The following is a 24,288-nucleotide window of genomic DNA, read 5'->3' on the forward strand; positions in this document are numbered from 1 at the left end:
GCACCTGTCAGGTGCACGCCACTGCTATGTCCTGGCAACCCACTACCACACATCAGGCGCGTCTTGCTCGCGCAACCTTACTGAAAACCCTGCGGGCTTTTTTTGACGACAGACAGGTATTGGAAGTGGACACCCCTTTGTTGTCTTCGGCTACCGTTACCGATGTGCATCTGGACGCTTTTCACACTCTATTTGATCATTCGGCAACGGGAAAGCCGCAAGCGCTCTGGCTACAGACCTCACCGGAATACGCCATGAAGCGGTTGCTGTGTGCAGATAGCGGCCCAATCTATCAAATTTGCAAAGCCTTTCGGCACGAAGGACAGGGGCGTTACCATAATCCCGAATTTACCATGCTCGAGTGGTACCGGCCGGGCTTTGATCATCAGGATCTGATGGCAGAGGTCGATGCGCTGCTAGTCGCCACACTGGCATGTGAGCCTGCCGACAAAGTCAGCTATCAGCATGTCTTTCTCGACTATACCGGCATCGACCCGCTCGGCACATCACTGACTGAATTGATTGACGCGTTGGCGCGTTTCAATATTGACATCAGCGCGCCGGAAACACTGGATGAAGACAGCATTTTACAGCTCCTATTCAGTCAGGAAATTGAGCCGAAAATTGGCCTTGACCGCCCGGTGATGGTTTACGGGTTTCCGGCCTCCCAGGCCGCTCTGGCTAAAATTAACGCCTGCGACCCACGCACTGCAGACCGCTTCGAGGTGTATTTTAAAGGCATAGAGCTGGCCAACGGTTTTTATGAGTTAAGTGACGCCACGGAGCAGCGCAAGCGGTTTATTGCGGATAACGCCCAGCGTAAGTCAATGGGGCTTCCTGAGAAACCGGTTGACGAACATTTGCTGCAGGCCCTGGAGTCAGGTTTGCCCGATTGCGCGGGTGTGGCGCTGGGCATCGATCGACTGCTGATGCTGAAAACCGGCGCATCCTCAATCAGCGAGGTTATCAGTTTTCCCGTCGCCACCGCATAGTGCGCTTTTTCCAATATCTGCATTATGGCCTGTATTCACGACGCCCACCCATTGACTTGCCGCAGGCTCAAAACGCCCTGTTGTTCCCAATAAATAGTAAAGACGCAAGCGTTTCTCTGGCCTTTACTTAGTCTACAAACGGCTTCAGCCAGCGTCATAGCCCGGCAACGTTAACGCCCTGGCACGCTAAAACAGAAGCGCCTGTCAGTGGTTATTCGGTGTATTCCACTTATCTCTCAAAACCTTCTGTTTGCCGCTACCACTAAATCTACCATTGACATCAAAAAGTGAAGCGGTAAAAATGTTATAACATCACATTAGTTAAACAATAAACGGAAAAAGATAACCATGTTCAAACATTCGCTACTCGCACTGACAGTGGCTGCGGCATGTTCAGCCAGTCCGGTGGCGCTTGCGCATTCCAGCCAGATATTACAGGCAGGATTGGCTGGTACAGCTAATAGTGCGCCTGTCACAGTAACCGGGAAAGTTACCAGTGTTGACGGCAAGCCGGTTTCCGGCGCGCGTATCGAGGTCGAAGGGTCGCGCAAGACCGCCTATACGAATGATCAGGGTGAGTACACGCTGGCGGACGTGCCGCTTTCGCATATTCACCTGCACGTGTATAGCGACCGTCACATCCATGGCGATAATGATTTGGGTGATGTATCCGGTAATCAGCAGGTCGATTTTGTACTGGAGCCCGCTTCCGTAGAAAATATTGTTGTTACGGCAACCGCAATGCAAACCTCGGTACTGGAATCCGTTACGCCAGTGACAGTGATTGGTGCGCAAGCATTGAAAAAAATTCAGCAGCCGACGTTAGGGGAAACCCTGAAACAGACGCCGGGTGTGCATAGCACGTATTTTGGGCCCGTATCCAGCAGCCCAATCATTCGCGGAAACAATGGCCCGCGTGTGAAGATTGTGCAGAACGGCCTGGATGTGTCAGATGTATCCCGGGTAGGGCCTGATCATAACGTGGCCAGCAATACCTCCAGTGCGACCCAGGTAGAAGTGTTGCGAGGGCCGGCGACACTGCAGTTTGGCAGCGGCGCTATCGGTGGCGTGGTCAACGTGGTAGATAACCGGATCCCTCGCGAACTGCCCTATGGCGTTGAGGGCGAGGCGGAAGTCAGCTATAGCACCGTAGATGAAGGCAAATATGGCAAAGTCGATGTCACCGGTAATCAGGGCAAGCTGGCGTATCATTTTGACGCCTATTCCCGTGATACAGAAAACGTGGATATTCCCGGTTATGCTTCGGTTTCCCCGGATGAAGATGAGCCCAGAGGCACGCTGGAAAACAGCAGCATGGAAACCACCGACTTCACCGCCGGACTGTCCTGGGTGGAAGATGAAGGTTACTTTGGTTTCGCCGTAGAAAAGCTGGATAACCTGTACGGTGTGCCCGGACACGCACATGCTCACGGCGAGGAAGAGCATGATCATGAGGGCGAGACTGAAGAAGAGCACGAGGCTCATGCTGATGAGGCCGAAGAAGGCGTGATGCTTGACGTGGACATGACCCGCTACCAGCTTGCCGGTGAATGGCACTCTCCCATCGAATTTATCACTAATGCAAAATTCGCCGCAGCGTATACAGACTATGAGCATGCTGAAATAGAAGGCAACGAGATTGGCACAGTGTTTTCAAACAAGTCCAGTGATATCCGGTTTTCTGTTACTCATGAAGAGGTGGCAGGCTGGCACGGCGTATTAGGCCTGCAGTTCAATGATGCAGAATACGAGGCCATCGGGGATGAAGCATTTACGCCAGCAACTGATTCTAACAGCTATGCGGTGTATCTGGTGGAGCAGCGACATGTTGGCGATGTGACCTTTGAGTTAGGCGGCAGGGTTGAACGCACAGAGTATGATGCGGCTGACACCATGGTTGATTTACACGTGGATCACGGTGATCACGACCATGATGAGGAGCACGAAGAGGGCCACGAAGAAGGACATGACGACGAGCTGGACCATGAAGATGGACTGCACACGTATGACTTTAATACCTATGATTTCACCGCGACTTCATTGTCTGCCGGGTTCAATTGGGAATATGTCACCGGACAGGCTGTTGCGCTGACATTGTCTCGCAGCGAACGCGCACCAAGTCTGCAGGAATTGTTTGCCGCCGGACAGCATCTGGCAACCGAAACCTTTGAGGTAGGACTGGTGTTCGACATGGATGAAGACGGTGAAATCAGCGAATCGCTGCGTGACGTAAAAGAGGAAGTCAGCACGAATATTGACCTCACTTTTCGCAAGTTTACCGGTGACTGGGGGTACTCAGTATCGTTTTTCTACAATCAGGCCAACGACTATATCTATCAGAGTGCTACCGGCCTGAATACGCTTAGTGAGGAGCATGAAGAGGAAGAATCCGAAGCTGAGCATGAAGCGCACGCTGATGAAGGCTTACCGGTATTCTACTTTCAGCAAGCCGATGCGGATATCTGGGGAATGGAAGCTGAGGGATACTACGATTTGAATGATCAATGGCGGGTGACGGTGTTTTCTGACCTGATCAATGCAGAGGTAGATGGAGATAATCTGCCGCGTATACCGCCTATGCGGGTTGGCACTGAGTTTAGCTATGTCAACGATGGCCTGAGCGCGTCGCTGGGCGCAACCTGGCACGATGAGCAGGACCAGTTGGCCGCTTATGAAACGGTAACCGACGGTTACACGCTGATTGATGCCAGCGTGCAGTATGAGTTCAATCATACCGGTATTGACTGGGTGCTCTTTGCCAAAGGAGACAACCTTACTGATGAAGAAGCGCGGGTACATACGTCGTTCTTAAAAGACAAAGCACCATTGCCTGGTCGCAATCTGACGCTGGGTGTGCGCGCATACTTCTAAAATGAGATGCCTTATTGTGGCTGATCTCAGCCACTGCGGTTACCGTTCAAAATGCAGTGTGTCTTTATCGGCACACTGCATTTTTTGTATCTGCTGTTGAGCGGCTCACCGGTTCACGTCATGCAGTAAAAACGTCTTTGCGTATCGCTTACAACCCTTGTAGGCTCTGTCTTTAAAGTTAATGGGAGCAGTCTATGGATGCGTCAACAATCGCGCGCTGGATGTCAGATATTGACGAAAAGCATATCGTATTAGGCTATGGCAGTCTGATGAATACCGACAGCCGTCAACGTTTTTCGGCGATCCCCCATGACGGCATACCGGTGATGGTGAATGGTTTTTCCCGTGCATGGCTGACACGCAGTGAAGCTGAAAAGCAGACTTACGTTGGTGCTGTGCCGGATAGCAACGCGAAACTGAACGCCCAGTTATTGCCAAGCAAAATGGATCCCAGTCTGGCCGAGCGGGAAAAGGATTATCAGTTCGTTAGCGTGAGTACGGCGGATTTGGAATTTAACCTGTCTAGAGAGGCAAGCGAGCTGCTTTTGCCCTGGCTGGAAACCCGTTCACTATGGATTTGCGAGACGCTGTTGCAACAACCCGCCGATAACGACTTTCCGGTAAGCCAGACGTATATCGACACCTGCATGGCCGGATGCATTGAACATGGCGGCGAGGAGGAAGCGGTTAAGTTCCTGAAAAACACGGCGCTGTGGCAGCATCCCCGCAACTTTGATCGCGATAATCCGGTGTATCCGCGAGCCGGGCGTGTGCCAAAATCGGTTTGTGCGCGTATCGATGCATTAATGGAGGCATATTTATGATGATTCAATCAGGACATATTCGTTTACGCCGGCTGCATCAGGACGATGCAGAGTGGGTACTTAGATTAAACAACGACGCGCTCTGGCAGCGTTTCATCGGTGATCGGGGGGTTACCGATATCGACTCTGCCAGACAGTACATCATGCGTTGCAATAAAAGCTGGGAAGACAATGGCTTTGGCTTGTTAGCTGTGGAAGATACCGAGCACGAGCAGGCATTTGGAATGTGCGGTTTTGTGACCCGCGATAGCTTTGACTGGCCGGATCTGGGGTTTGCCCTGTTACCGGAGGCTCGCGGTAAGGGGATTATCAAAGGTGCGGTGAAGGCATTGTGTGCGTGGGCATGTGAGGTGAAACTCAGTCCCCGCATTACCGCAATGACGCATCTTGATAACAAAGCGTCACAGAGAATTCTGATTTCCGCAGGCTTTTCCCGAATCGGCAAAATCTGCCACAGTGGTAAGGAGGAGTACCTCTACTGGCGTGATTTGTTCCAGTAACAACGATGCTGTCAGCGGAAGCTTCCCGCGGTTAACGACAACGTGAAGTGCCTGCTCACTTTTCACTATGAAACAGCCCGCTTAAGCGGGCTGTTCGGTATGCGCCAGACACTGAAGGCCTGATATCAGTTTTCCGGTTAGAACGGAGGCAGTAATGTCACTTTTTCCAGAATGATTGGCTCAACCGGCACATTGGGTGCATTTAAACGCAGCGAATATTCAGTCTCCACTTCAGACATTTTATCAACGATATCGCCGCCTTCCACAATCATACCAAACACGGCATAACCCCACTCCCGACCGGGATCCAGGCTGGTATTGTTATTCACGTTGAAGAAGAACTGACGGTTGGCTGTATGTGGATCGTTCTGACGTGCCATGGCAATCGTGTGAATTTCATTTTTCAAACCATTACCTGATTCATTAAAAATTTCAGGGAATTTGGATTTCTCATCAAACTCCGGCGTGTAACCACCGCCCTGAACCACAAAGCCTGGTACAACGCGATGAAATATGGTGCCGTTGAATGCCTGTTTGTCCACATACCGTAAAAAGTTGTTTACCGTAATCGGCGCACGGCGCCGGTCGAGTTCAACCACGATGTCACCCATGGTGGTTTCCATTTTCACTCGCGGATAATAGTTGTCCGGCTGCACATGCGAACCATCCTGCTTGTCTTTGGCTGCGACGCTGGCCGTTACCAGCAACAATGCGGCAATCAGTAGTCGAATCATAAAAGCTTCCTTATCGTTTGGCTGCACTCAAAATAACGAATTTCTGCTGGCTTGCAAGTACCTTCACACCACCAAACAGTCGTTTGAGCTTTACGTGATAATCGAGGTGACGGTTCGCTACCACAATCAGATGGCCACCTTTTACCAGCAGTTCGCGGGAGTCATGAAACATTTGCCAGGCAATATGGTCGGTAATGGTATTTTGCTGGTGGAACGGTGGGTTACACAGCACCTTGGTATAGCTGTTGTGGTCTGGTTCATTCAGCAAGGTTTCCAGACAGTTGCTGGGCTCAAACCGGCACTGCTCCAGTTTATCCGGGAAGTTCTCGGCCACATTCTGGTGCGCTGAGGCCAGTGCCATAAAGGATTCATCCACGAACGTCACATGACATTGGGGAGCCATTGACAGCGCGTTTAAACCCAGCACGCCATTTCCACAGCCCAGATCGATCACCTTGTCGGTGTTTTCCACACGCATATGCTCAAGCATAAACCGGGCGCCAATATCCAGTGACTGGCGTGAAAATACGTTGGCGTGGTTCGCCACAGACACGGATTGTCCCGTTGCCAGTCTGGCAGTCCAACGTGTAGGGAAAGGGGAAGATTTTACCGTCGGTAAGGGCTCGGACGGGGTGCAGAATATCAACCTGGCCTTCTTTTTCGCCAGCGAAGTGGTGGTAGGCCCGATATATTTTTCAAACAGTGCCAGCACCGACCTGGTAATGGCTTTGACTTTACCTGCCGCAACCAGCTGGGTATCCGCAGAAATGCAACGGCGTAAATCAATCAGTTGTTGCTCCAGTAAGGCCAGTGTGCGCGGTATTTTAATAATAACCGTTGTCGGGGTTACAGATAACGCATCAACGCTGGTCAGTGCGTTAACTGGCGAAGAGACCCTGCCTGTATCACTGATGTCGCAGGTTAGCCCATTGGCATTCAGATTTTCCTGTAAGGAGCGGTGCGCAATCCAGGAGTCAGATATCCACAGGGGCTGATTATGCGCGTACCAGCATCCCAGTGCGCCAAAATCGTCGTTGAAGATCATGAGCCGGGCGTCGTCCTGTAACGTATCATCACAGTGAGACATAAGCAGTTCGTCAGCACTGTCCCAGGCCTGTAAACTTTTGTGCTGGTGGTTGGCAGGGTAGCGGATCAGGTTGAAACTTCGCCCTGCATGTGAAAAATGCGTATTGTTCATTGTCTGTCGTTATTGCTTAAAACCTTGGGGAGTCGTTGTGCAGTTTTCTTTATTCGGGGATAGCCTTGATAACAACAGTGATGAGCCGTTGGATCTGGCATTGCCTGAAGCCGATGTACGTTATTACCCATCGTGGTTAACAGCACCAGAGGCCAGCGGTTTTCAACAAGCGTTGGAAACCGAACTCCCCTGGTCACAGGATACCATTAAACTGTTTGGTAAGGCGGTAAAAATTCCCCGTTTGCAATCGTGGCATGGGGATCCGGAATGTGCGTACACCTATTCCGGACTGACGATGACGCCCAAGCCCTGGACACCCACCTTGTCTGAAATAAAGCAGCGTTGTGAGGCAACGTTGGCGCATCGCTTCAATAGTGTTTTGGCAAACTGGTATCGACACGGGCAGGACAGCATGAGCCTGCACGCAGACGATGAGCCTGAACTTGGGCCCAATCCGACGATTGCCTCAGTGACATTAGGCGAAGCGCGCCCGTTTATTTTCAAGCACCGCGAGACGGGTAAGCGCTATACGCAAGTACTGGAACACGGCAGTTTGCTGGTGATGGGGGGAGCCACGCAATCACATTATGTTCACGGTATCGCCAAGACCCAAAAGCCTATTGATGGTAGAATTAACCTGACGTTTCGATTTCTTTATCCGCGCTGAATGCGCCGTTGCGAGGTTGGCAAATGAATGTAAAAGCTTTTATCGAGTCCACACTGACAGAGGCGCTTAGTCCGCAGCTTCTGGATGTCCAGGATGAAAGCCATATGCACAATGTACCTGATGGTGCGCAAAGTCATTTTAAGGTCACTATTGTGACCACACAGTTCGAGGGCAAGCGCCTGATTGCCCGCCATCGTGAGGTGAACACGCTGCTCAGTGACGCGCTAAATGGCCCTGTGCACGCGCTGGCACTGCATACGCATACGCCGCAGGAGTGGGAAGCAAGAGGCGGCACGTTTGCTGAATCGCCGGCGTGCTTAGGTGGCAGTAAACTCGATAGCCAGTAAGTTACTGTTTTCAGCTTTCACTACGCGTAACAGCATAACTGCCAGAGCCAGAGCCAGAGCCAGAGCCAGAGCCAGAGCCAGAGCCAGAGCCAGAGCCAGCAACGCTACCCGTCCCAATCTTCTGACATAAACTAGAGCAGCATGACGTGTATGGCGCGCAAGCCATTGTGAATTGTTTACGGTACGTGCACACTATCGCGCACATCTTATCAATAATAATGAACACGCCATGCTCGCCAACATTCTTCGATTTGCTCCTAATATCGTTTTTTCTTTACTCGCCATCATGGTGTGCTTCGGCGTATTAGATGGGATATGGCTTGGACTGATAGCCGGCGACTGGTATCGCGCTGAAATGGAAGGTCTGCTGCGCGACCAGGTGATAACCTGGCCGTGGGGCGTGTTTTACCTTTTATACGCTGGCGTTATATTTGTGCTTGCGGTGGTGGCTAACCGCGACAAGCCGCTTTATTACGCGGGTATCGATGGGGCGCTTCTGGGGCTGGCAAGTTACGGCACTTATAATCTGACCAACTACAGCCTGATCGACGGGTTTTCGCTGACGCTGGCGCTGGTTGACTGGTGCTGGGGAGTGACTGTTACCGGAATATGCGCTATGGCCGGCTGGGTTGGTTTTCAGTTGAAAAAAGATACGCAGGTCAGTGGACCTCATGCGCGACGGTAACGGCAGTAGATTTGCTTAATGATCAAAAGGCCGACACCGCCAGTATCACAAAAAGGTGTAATCACTTTTAAGTAATACTGGAGTCAGTCATTCGTTCAATGGTATTTCGATGCGCCGCATTGCTAAGCGCAACTGGTGGAATGTATGGCGTAACCGCGTATTCACAAGCGCAGGCTGCTGAGATTGGTGTCAGTACCGTAGTTGATACATCGTACTTTGAATCCAGTGACAACAACTACGAATGGATCACCCGGGGCTAGTGGAAATCTCACTGGTTGGAGACATCGGTGCGTTTGACTACTTCATAAGCGGGCAGGTGCTCGAAGGTAAAAACGCCTCTACCGAAATAGGCGATATTCAGGTGGCGTCTAATATTGATGCCGGAGAATTCAGCAAACTCTATGAATACTGGCTGAGTTATGAGTTTGCGTCACTGGATGGCGTGATGACAGTTGGGCAAATGGACCTGAATAACAAGTTTGCTTATGCCGACAATGCCAGTGAATTTCTGAATTCTTCGATGGGGATAAGCCCAACTATATTTACCGTTCCTACCTACCCGGAACCCGCCTTGTCGCTGGTATACGAACAGCATTTGGGGGCAAACTACTCTCTCGCCGGAACCGTGAGTGCTGGAGCCGGCAACGATGATTTTTCCGACTTGTTTTATATGTTGGAGTGGCGTTATCACTCTGACACTATCGGCCTGAAAGCGGGTGGCTGGCATCATACCGGTGAACTGACGGCCCTGGACGGTCATATTGAGGATAGCAGTGAAGGCTGGTATGCCGTGCTGGAAGGGCAGCTAACAAGTATGCCGGTAGGTTACTATGCACAGTATGGATATACCGATAAACGGTTAACGGAAATTACGCAACATGTTGGGGCTGGCATTACCGCCCGCCATTTTTTGCTGAATCATAATGCCGTAACTGGCGTAGGGGTAACGGCTGCCAGGCTCAGCGAATTAACCGATACTCAAAGGCGTTGGGAGACTGTTGCTGAGGTGTTTGTTAAGTTTCAAATCAACGACGCGCTCTCGCTAAAGCCTGACATTCAGTACGTGATGTCGCCAGCCGGGGATGATCGAAACGTCTGGGTGAGTACGCTGCGTGTCGCGCTGTCATTTTAGTACGTTAAAGCACAGCAAGTAACCATGGCCTACAGTGCGCCGGAAAGTTGCAACATCCCATAACCGACTATGGTAACGGGCAACGAAAATACGGTAGTGATCACAATGATACTTGCTGCCAGACGGGCGTCCCCGCCCACGCCTTTTGTCATTACATAGCTGGCGGCAGCAGTAGGGGATACGCAGAGCAGGTAAACGACACCCAACGACGTACCCCGCACCCCGAATGCGTAACAGGAAAGTGTAATTACCAGTGGGTATAGTAAGCATTTACTTATTGTACTTATGACGATATTCCTGGCATCACCGCCTACAGAACGAAACTTCAGCGATGCACCAGTGCATAGTAGCGCCAGTGGCAATGTCAGTTGTGCGAAGTAGTTGCCAGTGCTTACCGCAAACTCCGGTAACGGTATTTGCCAGTAGGACAGGGGCAGAGCCAGTAAAATGGAGATAATCAGCGGGTTGGTGACTATACCCGCTAAATGCTGCATGAGTGAGCGCTTTGTCGGTAGGTAAACATTAAGAATGAATACTGACAATACGTTAAAAAGAAGTGTAACCACGCCAAGGATCACGGCTGCTAGCGCCAGACCTTCCGGACCATAGAGGTTATCGCAGTATGCCAGCCCAATAATACCCATGTTGGCCCGAAAGCCACCCTGGATGACGACTCCCCGTGCTGCTTTCGGCTGGACGGTGTGATGAACGAGTATTGTCAGAGCAATGAAAAATACCAGCGTTGCGATCAGTGTCGCACCCAGCAGTTCTGGGCTGGCGGTCTGTGAGAAATCTGCCTGGCTGATAGACAAAAACAACAGCGCAGGTAACGCGACGTTAAATACCAGCTTTGAACCTGAAGCAACAAAAGCGTCGTCCAGTAACCCCGCCCGAAACAACAGATAACCGGTCGCCAGCAGAACCAGAACCGGGCCTGTAACATTAAGAGCAAAATAGAGTGTTTCGGTATTCATGACTAATCAGAAGATCCTATGCTGGTAAAACGTCTGACACACTGACTTTGCGGTAAAGGGGAAAACCATCTGACTGTGTGTGGTTTAGCGATAACTTACCGGAATAAGTGAACAATTTCTTCACTCGCGCGAATAAACTGAGAAGGAAACGCGACAGGAGCAGGTTCGGTGTCGTGTCATCATCAGGGGGAAGAGACATGTTATCGCGTACAGATTTGAGTCTGAAGCACATCATATTGCTCGGTGTTTTTTGCGGGCTAGCGTGGTTGTTTATCGAGCTGGCCATAGTCATCAGTACCACAGAAACCGTGCAGCTTGATCGCAATATTTTGTTGCTGCTACGGGAGCCTGGCGATGTGACTAACCCTATCGGTCCGACCTGGTTGGAGGAAATGATGCGCGATGTTACTGCGCTGGGTAGCAACTGGATTTTGTTTTTTCTGGTTCTGATCGCTACGGTCTATCTGAAACTTGTTAACCAAAGCAGGCTGGCTATATTGCTTGTTACCGCTATCGTCACTGGGTTTATTGTGGCTTTCTCGCTAAAGCACGGTATTGACAGGCCACGTCCTGATCTTGTGTCGCATGGCACGATGGTATACACAGCCAGTTTTCCTTCTGCACACGCGATGATGTCGACGCTGGTATACTTTACGCTGGCAGCATTGTTATCTCAGTCACAGGCGAGACGGAGAGTGAAGTTGTTGCTATACATCTGTGCGGGCTTTCTGGCCCTTTGGGTAGGCTCCAGCCGGGTATATCTTGGGGTACACTGGCCTTCAGACGTCATTGCCGGGTGGTGCGCCGGTGGATTCTGGGCGCTGTTGTTCTATTATCTGGCGACGCGTTTATCGTTAAAAGAGAAGCTGTAGTGAGCACAAGTCATACCCTGTGTTCTGACTTTTTCCTGGTGCTGTCACACGGTAGGGGATAAAAAATGGGCTTAACCTGGGAGCAGCAAACCGCAGCCTTACTGGCAAATGATGCACACAGAATGACGTGTCTACAGGTCGCGCGTTCACTACAACTGCCTGACTGGTATATTGGCGCTGGCTTTCTGCGTAATGCCATTTGGGATGCCTGCCATCCGCACACCGCTTCAACACCGCTGAATGATATCGATCTGGTGTACTTCGATGCCGAAGATAAAACGCCATCGCGCGACAGTATGCTGGAAGCTCGTGCTTGCGAGCGGTTAGCTGTGCCGTGGGAGATTCGCAATCAGGCCAGAATGCATGAAAAGCATGGCAATTCACCTTATCACAATACCGCGCATGCGATTGCGCACTGGGTTGAAGTGCCGACTTGTGTGGGTGTAAGGCTGAATGACGATGACACCCTGACCTTTACTGCGCCTTTTGGCTTGGGGGAAAACTGGTCATGTAAGGTCAGAATGAATCCGGAGGTACCTCGCCCAGAGGCTTATAAAAAACGGGTGAACGACAAGCGGTGGGCCGAGCACTGGCCTCGTCTGGTATTTGACGACATACCCTGAACGTAAGAATGTGAGAAGCGTTACCTGGTTCTATGAGAGGTCACCTACGCCTGAGCAGCTCAGGTTCTCACCACCTTCAGAAACCAACCGACGAAAACAGATACCAGTAAGCCGAAAAAGGATACCAGTGCTGTGATATACATCAGGTAACTGGTCAGGTCTGGTTCCTGGCCAGTTTTTGCGGCCGTCAACATGCCGGATGCCTGGAAAATATATAGCGCTGCAACAGACAGCAACAAGATAACCGCGGTCGACATGAGCGTCGCTTTCCAGAAAGTGCGAGGCGCATTCCAGTGAATGATGCCTGCCACTAAAACAGACAAACCGGTAAGTAAATATGGAACCACGACAACCTCGTTAGCGTTTACTGGTAGATTTCGTTAAACAAGCGGATCGCGATCAGGACGACGTTGCTCCGACTGTGCCGTATCATAGTACCGCAGGATGAGCGGGCTTTCAAAACCATGAAGGTAGTAAACAGTGTGATTGCAGCAGCATTTGTTTCGGTTCACGCCTGTCGTGTTGATAAATAAGGGATCTTCCTAGTTAGCTTCCGCTGTGCTCTGCCCCTGACTTTGCGTTTTCAGGTGAGAGCGTAACGTCTTAAGGTAAGCCTGCATCTTTTTAACGTGCCAGGTGCGACGGTTTTCTGTGGCCAGTGCCACCGCCCGTTGTTGTGAAACGATGGCTTTATCCAGTTTGTCTGCCTGAAGTTGTGCACGGGCGAGGTTGTACCAACTGTAAGCGTCATTGGGAAAGTGGGTGGCTACCTCAGTAAAAAACGATAATGCGTCATTCGTGCGGTTATTTTCCAGCAACCAGTTTCCCCTATTCTGCAGGCTGAGAAAAGGCGACAACGTTACACCGTATTTTTCTTTCGATAACCGTGCTACCTCCCTGATAATGGCAGTCATACCTTTCGCGCTCACTGCAGAGTTACCAGGCAGGCCGTTATTTGCCTCATCAAACACCCATTCCAATCCGTCCAGTAATGTACGGACCGGGAAGCTCATAAACGCGTGGCCGGTAAGATCCTGATAACGACTGTGCAGTGGCCGGATGTTGGCAAGCATGTCGCGCAATTCGGTGATGTCGTTCATCGTATGCGCGGTTTTTATCTGGCTGTCGGCACAACTTAACAACACGTACCGGTAAGGCGGGATGTTGTCTGCTTTATCCACTATATCCGAGAGAACGTGATTGAAGTTGTCTTTTAACTCAGGGCAACCAATAAAATAAGCCTGAAAAGATTGCGGATGATTCACCAGCATAGACAGGCCGATGGTGCCGTTATGTCTGAAGCCATTAAACATACGAAATCCAGTTAACCGATATTGCTTTTCCAGCGCAGGTAACAGGCGGTAAGCAATAAAATCGGCCAGCGGTGTTGCTTTCTTTTCAGGGGCAAACAGCATTCCGCTGCGATTTCCAGGCTCAGGCGTTACAATAATAGTAGAGGGCCAGGGCGTATTCCCATTGTGGCTCAGCCAGAACTGCAGGCCTTCCAGATATCGCCCTGCCAGGGGATGGTAGTCGAACAATAAATGGTAGCGTTGATCACCCTGCGGGTCATACGTGTCCGGCAGATACACCGTGAAGTTCAGAGGGGCATCGATACTGTCGTGATGAAGCGTAAGCGTTTCGGTTTTCGACACCGCAAGTGGCGGGAATATCAGTAGCAGTGCTGACAGAAATACAGGCCAAATTTTCATAGCGTTCCTTGCGGCTTTTTTGGCAGATTAACAAACTGTTAAAAGATTTTCATCAGCGATGGTGATAGAATCGCCGCCCGTTTTTTAACCATATATAAGAATTGGATATACATGTTTGACATCATTACCAATCGCGACAGCAATGTGAAAAATGATGTGCTGTCGGGAATTACCGTTGCACTTGCGTTAGTGCCTGAGGCGGTAGCGTTCGCATTTGTGGCGGGCGTAGAACCCATGATTGGCCTGTATGCGGCATTTATCATGGGGTTGATAACCTCTGCCATTGGCGGGCGTCCGGGAATGATTTCCGGTGCTACCGGTGCTATGGCCGTGGTTATGGTGGCACTGGTTGCCGAGCATGGCGTGCAATATTTATTTGCTGCGGTGTTATTGGCGGGTGTGCTGCAAATCCTCTGCGGCATATTCCGGCTGGGTAAGTTTATCCGGCTGGTGCCGTATCCGGTCATGCTGGGCTTTGTAAACGGCCTTGCAATTGTGATTTTCCTCGCTCAGCTCGGCCAGTTTAAAGTGGTCAACGCCATGGGCGATTTGCAATGGATGCAGGGAACAATGCTTTACTGGATGCTGGGACTGGTGGCACTTACCATGGCCATTATCTATTTGCTGCCTAAGCTGACTACGGCCGTGCCTGCTTCGCTGGTGGCGATTGTCACAGTTACGTTGCTGGTGCACGGGCTTGATTTGGAAGCCCGCACGGTTATCGACTTTGTCAGGGATTTGCTACCGGCTGATCAGAAAGATACCGCTACACTGGCCGGCGAACTGCCGAGTTTTGCTATCCCCATGGTGCCATTCACCTGGGAGACCCTCATGATTATCTTACCCACGGCAGTAATTTTATGTCTGGTAGGTTTGATTGAGTCGCTGCTGACACTGACCTTAATTGACGAGATGACCAATACCCGTGGTCGCGGTAACAAAGAATGTATTGGTCAGGGTGTGGCAAATACAGTAAACGGCTTTTTCGGTGGCATGGGCGGTTGCGCCATGATTGGCCAGAGTATGATTAATATTAATTCCGGTGGCCGTGGCCGACTGTCGGGGATCACCGCAGCGCTGGTTCTGCTTGGCTTTATCCTGTTTGCTGCGCCACTGATTGAGATGATCCCGCTGGCTGCACTGGTAGGTGTCATGTTTGTGGTGGTTATTGCAACCTTTGAATGGGCGTCCTTCCGCATTATTCGCGGTGTGAACAAAGAGGATGCCTTTGTGCTGTTCCTGGTGACCGCTGTTACAGTGATTGCTGACCTGGCCATTGCGGTTGTGGTTGGTGTAATTGTTTCGGCGCTGGTATTTGCCTGGAAGCATGCGCGTCATATCGAGGTGAAAAGTCATATCGATAATGATGGCTGGAAAGTCTATGACCTGGAAGGTCCGCTGTTCTTTGGTTCTGTTACGCACTTCAAAGACCTTTTCGATGTCGCAAACGATCCTGAAGATGTGGTGATTGATTTTCAAAACTCCCGTATCTGGGATTCATCTGGCATCGATGCACTGGATACCCTGGCTGATAAATACGAAGAGCGGGGCAAAAAGCTGCATATTCGTCATATCAGCTCTGAGTGTCGTGGATTGCTTCGCAAAGCCGGTAAGTTCGTTGAAATGAACGTTAACGAGGACCCTCGTTACCGCGTCGCCACTGACGAGCTGGCGTAACTAAGTATGCCGAAAAGCCCGGATGCACATAGCATCCGGGCTTTTTTGTGCCTGACAGCCGCCAAGCGTATAGGGTACACTCTGTACATCGCATTTATACCTACACGAACTGAACGCTTTCGCTTATGTCGCACCCCTTTAGTGACTACATCAAGATCATCGGTAAAGGTAAGAAAGGCAGCCGCAGCCTGACCGAGCAAGAGGCTTTTGAGGCCATGGGAATGCTGCTGCGTGGTGAAGTGACCGGTGAACAGCGTGGGGCGTTTCTGATGCTGCTGCGCACGCAGGAAGAAACGCCGGCAGAAGTGACCGGGTTTCTGCGTGCCTGCCGCTTGCTGATTAATGACGATTTCCAGCGCTTGGGCGTACGCGTGGATATTGGTTGCTATGCGGGCAAGCGCAGACAGCTGCCCTGGTATCTGCTAGCCGTTGCCGTGCTGGCAAAGGTGGAAGGCCCGGTGCTGCTGCACGGCGCGCATGAGCCGGGCTCAGGCAGGCTTTATGCCAGCAAGGTGTTACCTGCGCTTGGTCTGCCAGTGGCAAGCGATATCGCTGAAGCGTCTTCAAGTTTGAAACGGTTTCAGGCGGCCTATCTCGATCTGGGCGACATTCTTCCTCCCCTGGACGCGGTGATAAAATTACGGGAGTGGTTTGGGCTGCGCTCTTGCGCCAATACACTGGCGCGTTTGTTAAACCCTTCGCTTGCACCTTTCGCTGTGCAAGGTGTGTATCACATGCATCTGGACTACAAGCATTGCCGCGTGAACGAGGCATTTCCTGACTATGATTCGCTGTGTTTTCGCGGTGACGGTGGCGATCCGGAAGTCAATGCAGAACGGGCTACTGATTTGCTCATTACACGTCGTGGCAGTACAGAGCTGATGACTTTTCCTGAGTCTTCGTCACGGTGGGCATTGAAAGATAAAGCAATGGACGTGCAAACCATGTTAGCGGTATGGCGCGGAGAAGCTACCCATGCTTATGGTAATCAGGCCATCCTTGCGACTCTCGCCAGTTTCTTAATGCTGACCCGCTCACTCTCCGTAGAAGCCGCAACTGTGCAGGCAAAGGCGTTGTGGGAGCAACGTGAAAGTACGGCTTTACCTTTTCACTGATATCCAGCGTTTTTCAGGTGGACATTCTTCCTCAGGTGCCAGTTTTCAGTCCAGTTACTGAGCCTGACTGGCGTTAAGCGTGCAACTGCAAAATGTAATGAATTAGCGCTTTGTAAATGCCGGGTTTGCTCCTATACTCGCACGTCAATGAGAGATGCCATTTTTCTGCATTTTCCCCGGTGATAAGCACTGTTTTTTTCAAGGATATGTTGTGAGTTACCCTCAGTTGCCACATGAAGTTGCCAGGCTTCAGGCGTTAGTCGATTTACAGATCCTGGATACGCCTCCTGAAGCGCGATTTGATGCTATTACCAGCGCTGCGCAGGATTATTTTAACAGTTCCTCCGCGTTAATTTCCTTAGTCGCTGAAGACCGGCAATGGTTCAAATCAAAGCAGGGGCTGGACGCAAAAGAAACACCCCGGAATATTTCGTTTTGCACGTACGCCATCGCGGAGGAGTTTTACTTGCTGGTTCCCGACGCGTTGGCGGATGACCGGTTTGCCAATAATCCTCTGGTGAAAGGTGAGCCCTACATCAGAGCGTACGCCGGTGTGATTCTGCATTCCTCAGGAGGCTATGAAATTGGCACCCTGTGCGTGTTATTTGCGAAGGCCAGAACATTCAGCGAAGAAGATATCGCAATGCTGCAGCATTTTGGCAAGCTCGTCGAACGAGAACTTCACGGCAAGTAGCTCAGTGTCGGGCCGGATAAGACCCGGCCTTGTGGTTATGCATCTTTAAGGTAGCCGCGCGCAACGGCAATGTCCGTCTGTTCAATAACATAGTGCCACAGCGCGGGTGCACTGAGTTCCAGATACGCATTTCTTTTTAGGATCTGGCTGCGTGAAATGCCGTGCCGGGCCCAGCTGCCACCGTTGGCTTTCATGTTCTGGAAGACGGGCAACACCCGGTCCATCGCTTTTGCGAACCGGGCATCTGGCGTTTCAGCATCTTCAAACTCCTGCCACATCTGACGCAGCTCTGTATTCAGGGGCGATGGCAACAGACCGAAAATACGATCGGCCGCCGCTTGCTCTCTGGCTTCCTGCTCATCGTGATGGGCATCACTGGCGAAGGCAAACATATCGCCGGCATCAATCTCCACCAGGTCGTGGATCAGGATCATTTGTACAACCCGGGCTATGTCGACGTCATCACCAGCAAAGCGAGACAAACTGGTAGCCATGAGTGCGACATGCCAGCTGTGTTCGGCGGAGTTTTCCTGACGGTCACCGTCTTCGGGTATACGAACCTGACGCTTTACCGCTTTAAGTTTGTCCAGTTCGCGGATAAAGTCACTGATTGCTGCTAGTTCGGTCATAATACTACTCCATAAAAAACAAAAAACGCGCCATGTGCGGCGCGTTTTATACTCTCTGCTAGCGCTGCTTAGTCTTGCGCAGACAACCAGACAATAAGATCAACAATGTCATCCATTGTCATATCAGAAGTAAAAGTCGGCTGATATTTGCCGTTCACAATAAAGCTGGGTACGCCACTTAAGTACTGGCGGTACTGATCGATTTGCTTATTGTTTTTCTGCAGCATGCTGTTTACACCAAAGCTGTTCGCCAGCTTGTCGAATTCTGCAGCCTCAACACCATTGACCACAAAGATATTGCGCAGATCTTTCAGGCCGGTTACCGACGCGCGTTGCTCGTGGATGTAGTTGAAGATTGCCGCGTTCATGGCTTCTTCCTGTTTGATCGCACGACCAATCATCATGGCTCGGGTTGCATCGTCCTGAACGTCCGACCCGGTAAAGCGCATGAAGTTAACGTGCACTTTAGTAAACTTAACGTCATCACCGGCTTTGTCTTTCATCTGTTTTACCAGTGGTTCAAAGCGATAGCAGTGCGGACACCAGTAAGAAAAGAACTCTTTGATTTCAGGCTTCGCAGTAGCTGGCTCATCAAGCACAATATAGTGCGTGCCTTCTTTCCAGCGCGCGCCCTGTTCCTGGGCACAAGCCTGAAGTGGCAGCATCAGCGCCATCAGAATGAATAATGCAAATTTTTTCATTTTATTTCCCTTGGGGTAATGCCTAACAGCCGAAGAGAGTATCATAAGGGTTTTGACACGCCTAGTTCGGCTGCAACGGATTCACTGTGTAACGTATGTTTTTCTGACAGTGTTCCTAAGTGAAGGGGAGCTCATCATCAGGTATCAACACCTGGACGCCTTCTGCACAGATACTCATGTCAGGATATAACCTTATCGTACGGATATTGAAGTGGAATTCGACACGCAACGCAGAAAAACACGACAGGCGTAATAAAATATCAGCTAAGTGATGGGTAGATAAGAAACCGGGTTTATACGACGGTATAAACCCGGTAGGTGCTGACTCCTCTGCGTATTTAGGCAAAGTAGACAGCAATGGCGGTTAGTATTGCAGCGTAATACTCAGCAGCGCGCTGCGGTCATCACCACGATACCCGACGATGTCCTCAAAGCCCGCATTAAACGCATTGTTGATGCGCAGGTTCACACTCCACAGGGCGTCAATCTGATATTGCGCATTAAGCGTTACCAGCGTGTAAGGATGCAGACCTATAGTTTGGGCTGCCGCCGGATACGGCGGGTAAAATGTATCCAGGCGTGAGCCGGTATAAGCGAGTTTCGCATACGCTGTGAACTTGTCAGTATCAAAATTGCTGCGTACGGTTACCGCACCCTGGTGGCGGGCACGTCTCAGCTCTGTAATGTCACCAGCCCCACTATCCTGACTGGCATCCAGATAGCTGTAGCTTAAGGTAATGTCGGTGCCGTTCAACGCCCAGTTCAGACTGGAGTCGATACCTCTGCGCTCACTGTCGCTGCCAGCATTTAGTGCTGTGGCACCCAGGTCAGGTACGAACACATAACCGAGAATTTCATCTTCCAGTTGTGTGAAATACGTGCTGACTTCTGCACTGACATTATCCCAGTTTGCACGTAAACCCAGCTCTATTTCACGACTGACTTCAGGCTCCAGATCTGGGTTCCCGATAAAGGATCCGGGATAGTAACCGAAACGCTCAGTGAAAGTCGGGTTTTTCACTGCCTGACCGATACTGGCAAACAGAGCGTGCTGTGTATCAAGCTGCCAGGTGGCACCAGCACGTGCACTAAAGGCGTCATCAAACTCAGTGTTATCGTCGTAACGGGCGCTTAATGTAGCAGTGATGCTGTCAGTAAACTGTTTACCGGCTTCGCCGAAAACGCTGCTGGTGGTGTCATGGCGGTGTTGATTAGGATCGCCATAGTCTGTTGGGCCACGCTGCTCAAAGAAGCGTTGTAAATACTCCAGGCCGACGGCTAGTTGCCAGCCGTTCTCAGTTTCAAAACGGTTCAGCCATTGAAATTGCATGCGCTCGCCAGTCGTGCCGCCGGCATCCGTACCGCTGGTCATGTTATCCGCGTCGTCGCTACGCCAGTGAATAGATATATCGCTCTGATAACCTGAATCGGCTGCGGAATACTGCCAGTTTACTTTGCTGGTAAGCTGGCTACCCTCGGTAACATTGTCGGCATCAGCAGGCAGACCCGTAGTGAAATCTGTCGCATCATACTCGTTCTCGTAATCTACCGAGCGCAGTGTAAATGTCAGGCTATGCTCATCTGTCAGTCTGGTGTTCAGGTTCAGGCCGGCAGTGAGGTTTTTATAGCCGTCGTCTTCCGGGCCCTGGCGTGAAATATTATCGCCGGCCGTTTTCAGGTAGTCGGCGTAAACCGTGAACCTTGTATCCTCGTGCTGCGTGGTGGCATTCACGCCGCCCTGCCAGGTTTGCTGCGTTCCGATTCCCGCGTGCGCAGTAACGTGATTCCCCGGCTTATTATTGCCGCTGGAGGTGGTGATGCTGAGTACACCGCCTACTGCACCGCTTCCCCACAGTGCACTTTGAGGACCGCGCAGCAACTCAATGCGCTGAACATTGGCGGTGGTCAGGTGGGCCAGGTCAACCAGGCTGCCCTGGCCGATATCATTAGCAATAACGCCATCAATTAACACCAGCAGGTGGTTACTTTCGCTGCCACGCAGGCGGATTTCAGTGAGCGAACCCGGGCTGCCCGATGCCGCGATGCTCACGCCAGGGAGACCTCGCAGTAAATCGGTTATTTGTGTCGCGCCAGAGGCCTGTATGTCTTCAGCAGAGAGTACACTCACCGACGCCGCAAGCTTTGATAAGTCGAAAGGCAGATGGGTACCCGTGACAGTCAGGGTTTCAATCTCGTTTTGCGTTTGTGCCAGCGAGTGGCCAGAGTAAGAAAAAAGGGCAGCCGCAAGTGGCGCCACAAGTCGTGCGTGTGTTTTGGTCATGATTGTTCTCGTCTCGCACTCCGCCCGAGTGCATTACGTTGAAAAGGATCCATTATCTGGACATGCGTATCGGGCCGGTATCCGGGCTTGCTTCTGGCTGTAATCAGCCGCTCGTCACGCCTTCCCGTCAGTCTCGCTGACAGTGGCTTGTGCTGGTTGTGACAAGTGATCGCATGGCGATCGAAAGCTTACCGTTGCGGGGGCAGCGTCAGACTTTCACTGACTTCCCGTTTACCCTCAGACACTGACAAGTGGCTGAGGCACCACGAACGCGGCGGAGTATATCTAAGTGTATGATAAATAGAAAGTGTTGTAGCCGTGCCTTGTGGCCACTACATGCCAACGGTGAGCGTGGGTTCATCCAGCGCCGCGAGCTGCTCTTTCAGCGCCAGAATCTGGCCTTCCCAGTACTTTGGCTCAGCAAACCAGGGGAAAGCACGGGGGAACGCGGGGTCTTCCCAGCGACGAGAAAGCCACGCCATATAGTGAACCATGCGCATGGCACGCAGCGGCTCTATGAGGGGAAGTTGACGTTTATCGAAAGTGTGGAACTCTTCATAGGCTTCAACCAGCGTATCGAGCTGCAGCAACTGCTGTTGGCGGTCACCACACAGCATCATCCATAAATCCTGAATGGCTGGCCCCATGCGACAGTCATCCAAATCGACAAACATCGGGCCGTCACGCCACAAAATGTTTCCGGCGTGGCAGTCTCCGTGTAATCGAATCGAATCGTGAGACGTAAAACGGGCGCTGGTCTCTTTAATGACCGGGTCGAGGATAGCGAAAAAGGCGGTTTTCAGTGAGTCCGGCAGCAGGGTACTGTGCTCCAGCACCTGACGAGGCTTCACCAGAAAACTGTCAGTGTCCAGCTGCGGGCGTTGAATAAAGGGCTTGCTTTGCGCCACCAGATGAATACGGCCAATAAAACGGCCCATCCATTCAAGCTGATCTAAGTTATCCACCTCAAACTGCCGGCCGCCTACGGAGGGAAACACGGCAAAACGGTAGCCCTCGGCATGATGGAGAGTCTGGCCGTCAATGATCATGGGTGGCACCATGGGGATATCGGCGTCAGCCAGCTCAAGCGCAAAATCATGCTCTTCCTGAATTTGCGCATCAGTCCAGCGGGCCGGACGATAGAATTTCACTACCATCCTCTGGCCATCGTCAGCCTGGAACTGATAAACGCGGTTTTCGTAACTGTTTAAGGCCAGCAGGCCGGTTTGCGGAAAAATGCCGCAGGCTTCCAGGGCGTTGAGAATAGTATCTGGCTCAAGCCCTGAAAAGGCAAAGTCTGTCATGAAGTCTACCGGTAGAGGAATTTGGTTGGCTCTTGTATCTCTACTGTATCACCGTCACTGTTGGTTGTAGACACACGGAACTGAATTTCTGTAACTGGGTCTTCCAGGTTATAGGCATCAGTGGCCACAGACACCGGCATGCTGAAGACTTCGCCACCGTCCACAGTGACTTCAGTATCGCCAATAAAGCGGTAATCCGGTAGCCCCAGAACTTCAATCGAGTAAGTGTATTGTGTTTGCGATTTATTCAATACTTTCAGGGTGTATACATTCTCAATCAGACCGTCGTTAGTTTCCCGATACAAAGAATTACGGTCGCGGATGATATCCACTTCCAACGGGACACGCATCATCAGGTTTGCCGTCAATAACCCTATCATGACCAGCAGAACAACAAAGTAGCCCACCAGTTTGGGACGCAAGAAGTGCGTTTTACCACCCGACAACTCTTCTTCTGAGGTAAAGCTTATCAGCCCCTTCGGGTAGCCCATTTTATCCATTACGCCGTTACAGGCGTCAACGCAGGCACCACAGTTAATACATTCATACTGCAGACCGTTTCTAATATCGATACCGGTTGGGCACACCTGAACACACAGGTTGCAGTCGATGCAGTCTCCCAATCCTTTTTCGTGCACCTCTTCATGTGTCAGCTTGCGGGGTCGGGGGCCACGTTGCTCACCGCGACGGCTATCGTATGACACCGTAAAGGTATCTTTATCGAACATGGCTGACTGAAAGCGAGCATATGGACAGATATGCGTGCACATGATCTCACGCATATAAGCGGCGTTACCGTAAGTACATACGGTGAAAAACAAAACGGAAAATACCGCCCAGAAGCCGGCGTTAAAGGTGAAAAAGTCGATAAACAGCTGGCCTATGGGGGTGAAGTAACCAACAAAAGTGAGGGATGTGAGCAGCGCAACGGCCACCCAGGCAGTATGTTTTAAGGTTTTGCGCCAGAATTTGTCGACGTCCATGGGACGTTCGTCAAGCTTCATGCGCTTGTTACGGCTGCCTTCAATTTTCTCTTCAAACCAGATGTAGATGAAGGTCCAGGTGGTTTGCGGGCACATAAAACCGCACCAGACCCGACCGGCAAACGTGGTAACAAAAAACAGTGCGAATGCCGAAACAATGAAGATGTATGCCAACAGGGTAAGATCCTGCGGCCACAGAGTGAGCGAGAAGATAGTAAAACGTTGCTCCATAATATCCAGTAACACCGCCTGATGCCCGTCATACTGAAGCCAGGGGATTACGGCAAACAGAGCAAGAAAGAAAAAGCCGAAAAAGCGGCGGAAGGTTTCCAGTGGCCCCTGTACGGCACGCACGTAAATACGGCTGCGCGAAGCATAACGCCTGTCATTGTCGCTCTGGGCTGGCTTGTGGACTTTCACCGGTGTCACGTTTTTCACCGGGATCTGCTCGTTCATTCGATACCCTTTTTATACAAATGGTGTGTCAGCAGGTCGAAGTATAACAACCCTGTAAACACCTGGCTTAATGTAGATCAAATTATTGCGCGCTGGTTCAGATAAACATGGTTAAAAGCGTTTATGTAAACCGCGTCAGGATTGACTGCACCGTAGCGAAGCCAGGATAAATAAGCGCGCATAGTCTACCGCTTCTGTGTGGGCGTTGACCATGCGCAAGGGGCAGTAATCCGGTGTGCGCCTCAACCTGTGCGGCTAATGGAGGAAATACCCTGGTTTCCATTACGTTAGGTATGAAATTACCCCCAACTCTGGTG

The 24,288-nt window shown here is 51.2% G+C and carries 25 protein-coding genes and 1 riboswitch; of the genes, 14 read left to right on the forward strand and 11 right to left on the reverse strand.

Annotation, left to right across the window (positions count from 1 at the left end; translation table 11 throughout):
- Positions 1-26: 26 nt before the first annotated feature.
- The 4 genes from epmA (at position 27) to ACLBLI_RS03280 (ending at position 5,187) form a co-directional block, all read left to right on the forward strand.
- A complete protein-coding gene (epmA, locus tag ACLBLI_RS03265) occupies positions 27-992 on the forward strand; it encodes an elongation factor P--(R)-beta-lysine ligase (protein ID WP_414829733.1) in 966 nt (321 codons plus the stop codon).
- Positions 993-1,340: 348 nt separating this feature from the next.
- A complete protein-coding gene (locus ACLBLI_RS03270; RefSeq protein ID WP_414829734.1) occupies positions 1,341-3,863 on the forward strand; it encodes a TonB-dependent receptor in 2,523 nt (840 codons plus the stop codon).
- Between the two features lie 194 nt (positions 3,864-4,057).
- The gene (locus ACLBLI_RS03275) at positions 4,058-4,687 is read left to right on the forward strand and encodes a gamma-glutamylcyclotransferase (protein WP_414829735.1); all 630 of its coding nucleotides are present in this window, start codon (positions 4,058-4,060) and stop codon (positions 4,685-4,687) included.
- On the forward strand, positions 4,684-5,187 hold the full coding sequence (locus ACLBLI_RS03280; protein ID WP_414829736.1) for a GNAT family N-acetyltransferase: 504 nt from the start codon (positions 4,684-4,686) through the stop codon (positions 5,185-5,187). Before ACLBLI_RS03275 ends, ACLBLI_RS03280 begins: the two co-directional genes overlap by 4 nt.
- 137 nt (positions 5,188-5,324) lie before the next feature.
- Here the strand turns inward: ACLBLI_RS03280 and ACLBLI_RS03285 are convergent, their stop codons facing one another.
- Together ACLBLI_RS03285 and ACLBLI_RS03290 are read right to left on the reverse strand one after the other, a co-directional pair.
- Entirely contained in the window at positions 5,325-5,921 is a 597-nt protein-coding gene (locus tag ACLBLI_RS03285) for a peptidylprolyl isomerase (protein ID WP_414829737.1), read from the reverse strand.
- 10 nt (positions 5,922-5,931) lie between these two features.
- Positions 5,932-7,119, reverse strand: a complete 1,188-nt coding sequence (locus ACLBLI_RS03290) for a methyltransferase (RefSeq protein WP_414829738.1) — start codon at positions 7,117-7,119, stop codon at positions 5,932-5,934.
- 37 nt (positions 7,120-7,156) lie between these two features.
- Between ACLBLI_RS03290 and ACLBLI_RS03295 the strand changes: the two genes are divergently transcribed.
- Positions 7,157-7,786 (forward strand): alpha-ketoglutarate-dependent dioxygenase AlkB family protein, encoded by a 630-nt coding sequence (locus ACLBLI_RS03295; protein ID WP_414829739.1) that lies wholly within the window; start codon positions 7,157-7,159, stop codon positions 7,784-7,786.
- Between the two features lie 23 nt (positions 7,787-7,809).
- Positions 7,810-8,133 carry a BolA family protein gene (locus ACLBLI_RS03300; protein ID WP_414829740.1) on the forward strand — a complete coding sequence of 108 codons (324 nt, stop codon included), beginning with the start codon at positions 7,810-7,812 and terminating at the stop codon, positions 8,131-8,133.
- Here the strand turns inward: ACLBLI_RS03300 and ACLBLI_RS03305 are convergent.
- The gene (locus tag ACLBLI_RS03305; RefSeq protein ID WP_414829741.1) at positions 8,104-8,250 is read right to left on the reverse strand and encodes a hypothetical protein; all 147 of its coding nucleotides are present in this window, start codon (positions 8,248-8,250) and stop codon (positions 8,104-8,106) included. The two genes, ACLBLI_RS03300 and ACLBLI_RS03305, sit on opposite strands and share 30 nt — an antisense overlap.
- 112 nt (positions 8,251-8,362) lie before the next feature.
- On the opposite strand from ACLBLI_RS03305, the gene ACLBLI_RS03310 reads away from it, so the two are divergent.
- The 3 genes from ACLBLI_RS03310 to ACLBLI_RS03320 all read left to right on the forward strand — a co-directional run bounded on the left by ACLBLI_RS03310 (position 8,363) and on the right by ACLBLI_RS03320 (position 9,950).
- A complete protein-coding gene (locus ACLBLI_RS03310) occupies positions 8,363-8,818 on the forward strand; it encodes a DUF2177 family protein (protein WP_414829742.1) in 456 nt (151 codons plus the stop codon).
- 98 nt (positions 8,819-8,916) lie between these two features.
- Positions 8,917-9,078 (forward strand): hypothetical protein, encoded by a 162-nt coding sequence (locus ACLBLI_RS03315; protein ID WP_414829743.1) that lies wholly within the window; start codon positions 8,917-8,919, stop codon positions 9,076-9,078.
- Positions 9,060-9,950, forward strand: a complete 891-nt coding sequence (locus tag ACLBLI_RS03320) for a carbohydrate porin (protein ID WP_414829744.1) — start codon at positions 9,060-9,062, stop codon at positions 9,948-9,950. Before ACLBLI_RS03315 ends, ACLBLI_RS03320 begins: the two co-directional genes overlap by 19 nt.
- 29 nt (positions 9,951-9,979) lie before the next feature.
- Here the strand turns inward: ACLBLI_RS03320 and ACLBLI_RS03325 are convergent, their stop codons facing one another.
- On the reverse strand, positions 9,980-10,924 hold the full coding sequence (locus tag ACLBLI_RS03325; RefSeq protein ID WP_414829745.1) for an AEC family transporter: 945 nt from the start codon (positions 10,922-10,924) through the stop codon (positions 9,980-9,982).
- 197 nt (positions 10,925-11,121) lie between these two features.
- Between ACLBLI_RS03325 and ACLBLI_RS03330 the strand changes: the two genes are divergently transcribed.
- Together ACLBLI_RS03330 and ACLBLI_RS03335 are read left to right on the forward strand one after the other, a co-directional pair.
- Positions 11,122-11,796, forward strand: coding sequence for a phosphatase PAP2 family protein (locus ACLBLI_RS03330; RefSeq protein ID WP_414829746.1), 675 nt, complete (start codon positions 11,122-11,124; stop codon positions 11,794-11,796).
- 65 nt (positions 11,797-11,861) lie between these two features.
- Positions 11,862-12,419, forward strand: coding sequence for a nucleotidyltransferase family protein (locus ACLBLI_RS03335; RefSeq protein ID WP_414829747.1), 558 nt, complete (start codon positions 11,862-11,864; stop codon positions 12,417-12,419).
- Between the two features lie 59 nt (positions 12,420-12,478).
- Here the strand turns inward: ACLBLI_RS03335 and ACLBLI_RS03340 are convergent, their stop codons facing one another.
- Positions 12,479-12,766 carry a hypothetical protein gene (locus tag ACLBLI_RS03340; protein WP_414829748.1) on the reverse strand — a complete coding sequence of 96 codons (288 nt, stop codon included), beginning with the start codon at positions 12,764-12,766 and terminating at the stop codon, positions 12,479-12,481.
- Positions 12,767-12,961: 195 nt separating this feature from the next.
- Complete coding sequence (locus ACLBLI_RS03345) at positions 12,962-14,131, reverse strand: tetratricopeptide repeat protein (protein ID WP_414829749.1); 1,170 nt, start codon at positions 14,129-14,131, stop codon at positions 12,962-12,964.
- A 111-nt stretch (positions 14,132-14,242) separates the two neighbouring features.
- Here ACLBLI_RS03345 and ACLBLI_RS03350 point away from each other — a divergent pair, with 111 nt between their 5' ends.
- The 3 genes from ACLBLI_RS03350 (at position 14,243) to ACLBLI_RS03360 (ending at position 17,617) form a co-directional block, all read left to right on the forward strand.
- Positions 14,243-15,808, forward strand: a complete 1,566-nt coding sequence (locus ACLBLI_RS03350) for a SulP family inorganic anion transporter (RefSeq protein WP_414829750.1) — start codon at positions 14,243-14,245, stop codon at positions 15,806-15,808.
- Between the two features lie 125 nt (positions 15,809-15,933).
- Complete coding sequence (locus ACLBLI_RS03355; protein ID WP_414829751.1) at positions 15,934-16,923, forward strand: glycosyl transferase family protein; 990 nt, start codon at positions 15,934-15,936, stop codon at positions 16,921-16,923.
- Between the two features lie 211 nt (positions 16,924-17,134).
- Positions 17,135-17,617: a GAF domain-containing protein gene (locus tag ACLBLI_RS03360; protein ID WP_414829752.1), complete on the forward strand. Its 483-nt coding sequence runs from the start codon at positions 17,135-17,137 to the stop codon at positions 17,615-17,617.
- Positions 17,618-17,652: 35 nt separating this feature from the next.
- On the opposite strand, the gene ACLBLI_RS03365 is transcribed toward ACLBLI_RS03360, so the two are convergent.
- The 5 genes from ACLBLI_RS03365 to ccoG all read right to left on the reverse strand — a co-directional run bounded on the left by ACLBLI_RS03365 (position 17,653) and on the right by ccoG (position 23,971).
- On the reverse strand, positions 17,653-18,246 hold the full coding sequence (locus tag ACLBLI_RS03365) for an HD domain-containing protein (protein ID WP_414829753.1): 594 nt from the start codon (positions 18,244-18,246) through the stop codon (positions 17,653-17,655).
- Between the two features lie 68 nt (positions 18,247-18,314).
- Positions 18,315-18,947 carry a thiol:disulfide interchange protein DsbA/DsbL gene (locus ACLBLI_RS03370; RefSeq protein ID WP_414829754.1) on the reverse strand — a complete coding sequence of 211 codons (633 nt, stop codon included), beginning with the start codon at positions 18,945-18,947 and terminating at the stop codon, positions 18,315-18,317.
- Positions 18,948-19,311: 364 nt separating this feature from the next.
- A complete protein-coding gene (locus tag ACLBLI_RS03375) occupies positions 19,312-21,228 on the reverse strand; it encodes a TonB-dependent receptor plug domain-containing protein (RefSeq protein WP_414829755.1) in 1,917 nt (638 codons plus the stop codon).
- Positions 21,229-21,282: 54 nt separating this feature from the next.
- Positions 21,283-21,511, reverse strand: a riboswitch (cobalamin riboswitch).
- Between the two features lie 49 nt (positions 21,512-21,560).
- Entirely contained in the window at positions 21,561-22,532 is a 972-nt protein-coding gene (locus tag ACLBLI_RS03380) for a serine/threonine protein kinase (RefSeq protein WP_414829756.1), read from the reverse strand.
- 5 nt (positions 22,533-22,537) lie between these two features.
- A complete protein-coding gene (gene ccoG, locus ACLBLI_RS03385) occupies positions 22,538-23,971 on the reverse strand; it encodes a cytochrome c oxidase accessory protein CcoG (RefSeq protein WP_414829757.1) in 1,434 nt (477 codons plus the stop codon).
- Between the last annotated feature and the right edge of the window lie 317 nt (positions 23,972-24,288).

Origin of the sequence: Alteromonas sp. H39, from assembly GCF_047556435.1 — a bacterium.
Classification (GTDB): Bacteria; Pseudomonadota; Gammaproteobacteria; order Enterobacterales; family Alteromonadaceae; genus Alteromonas.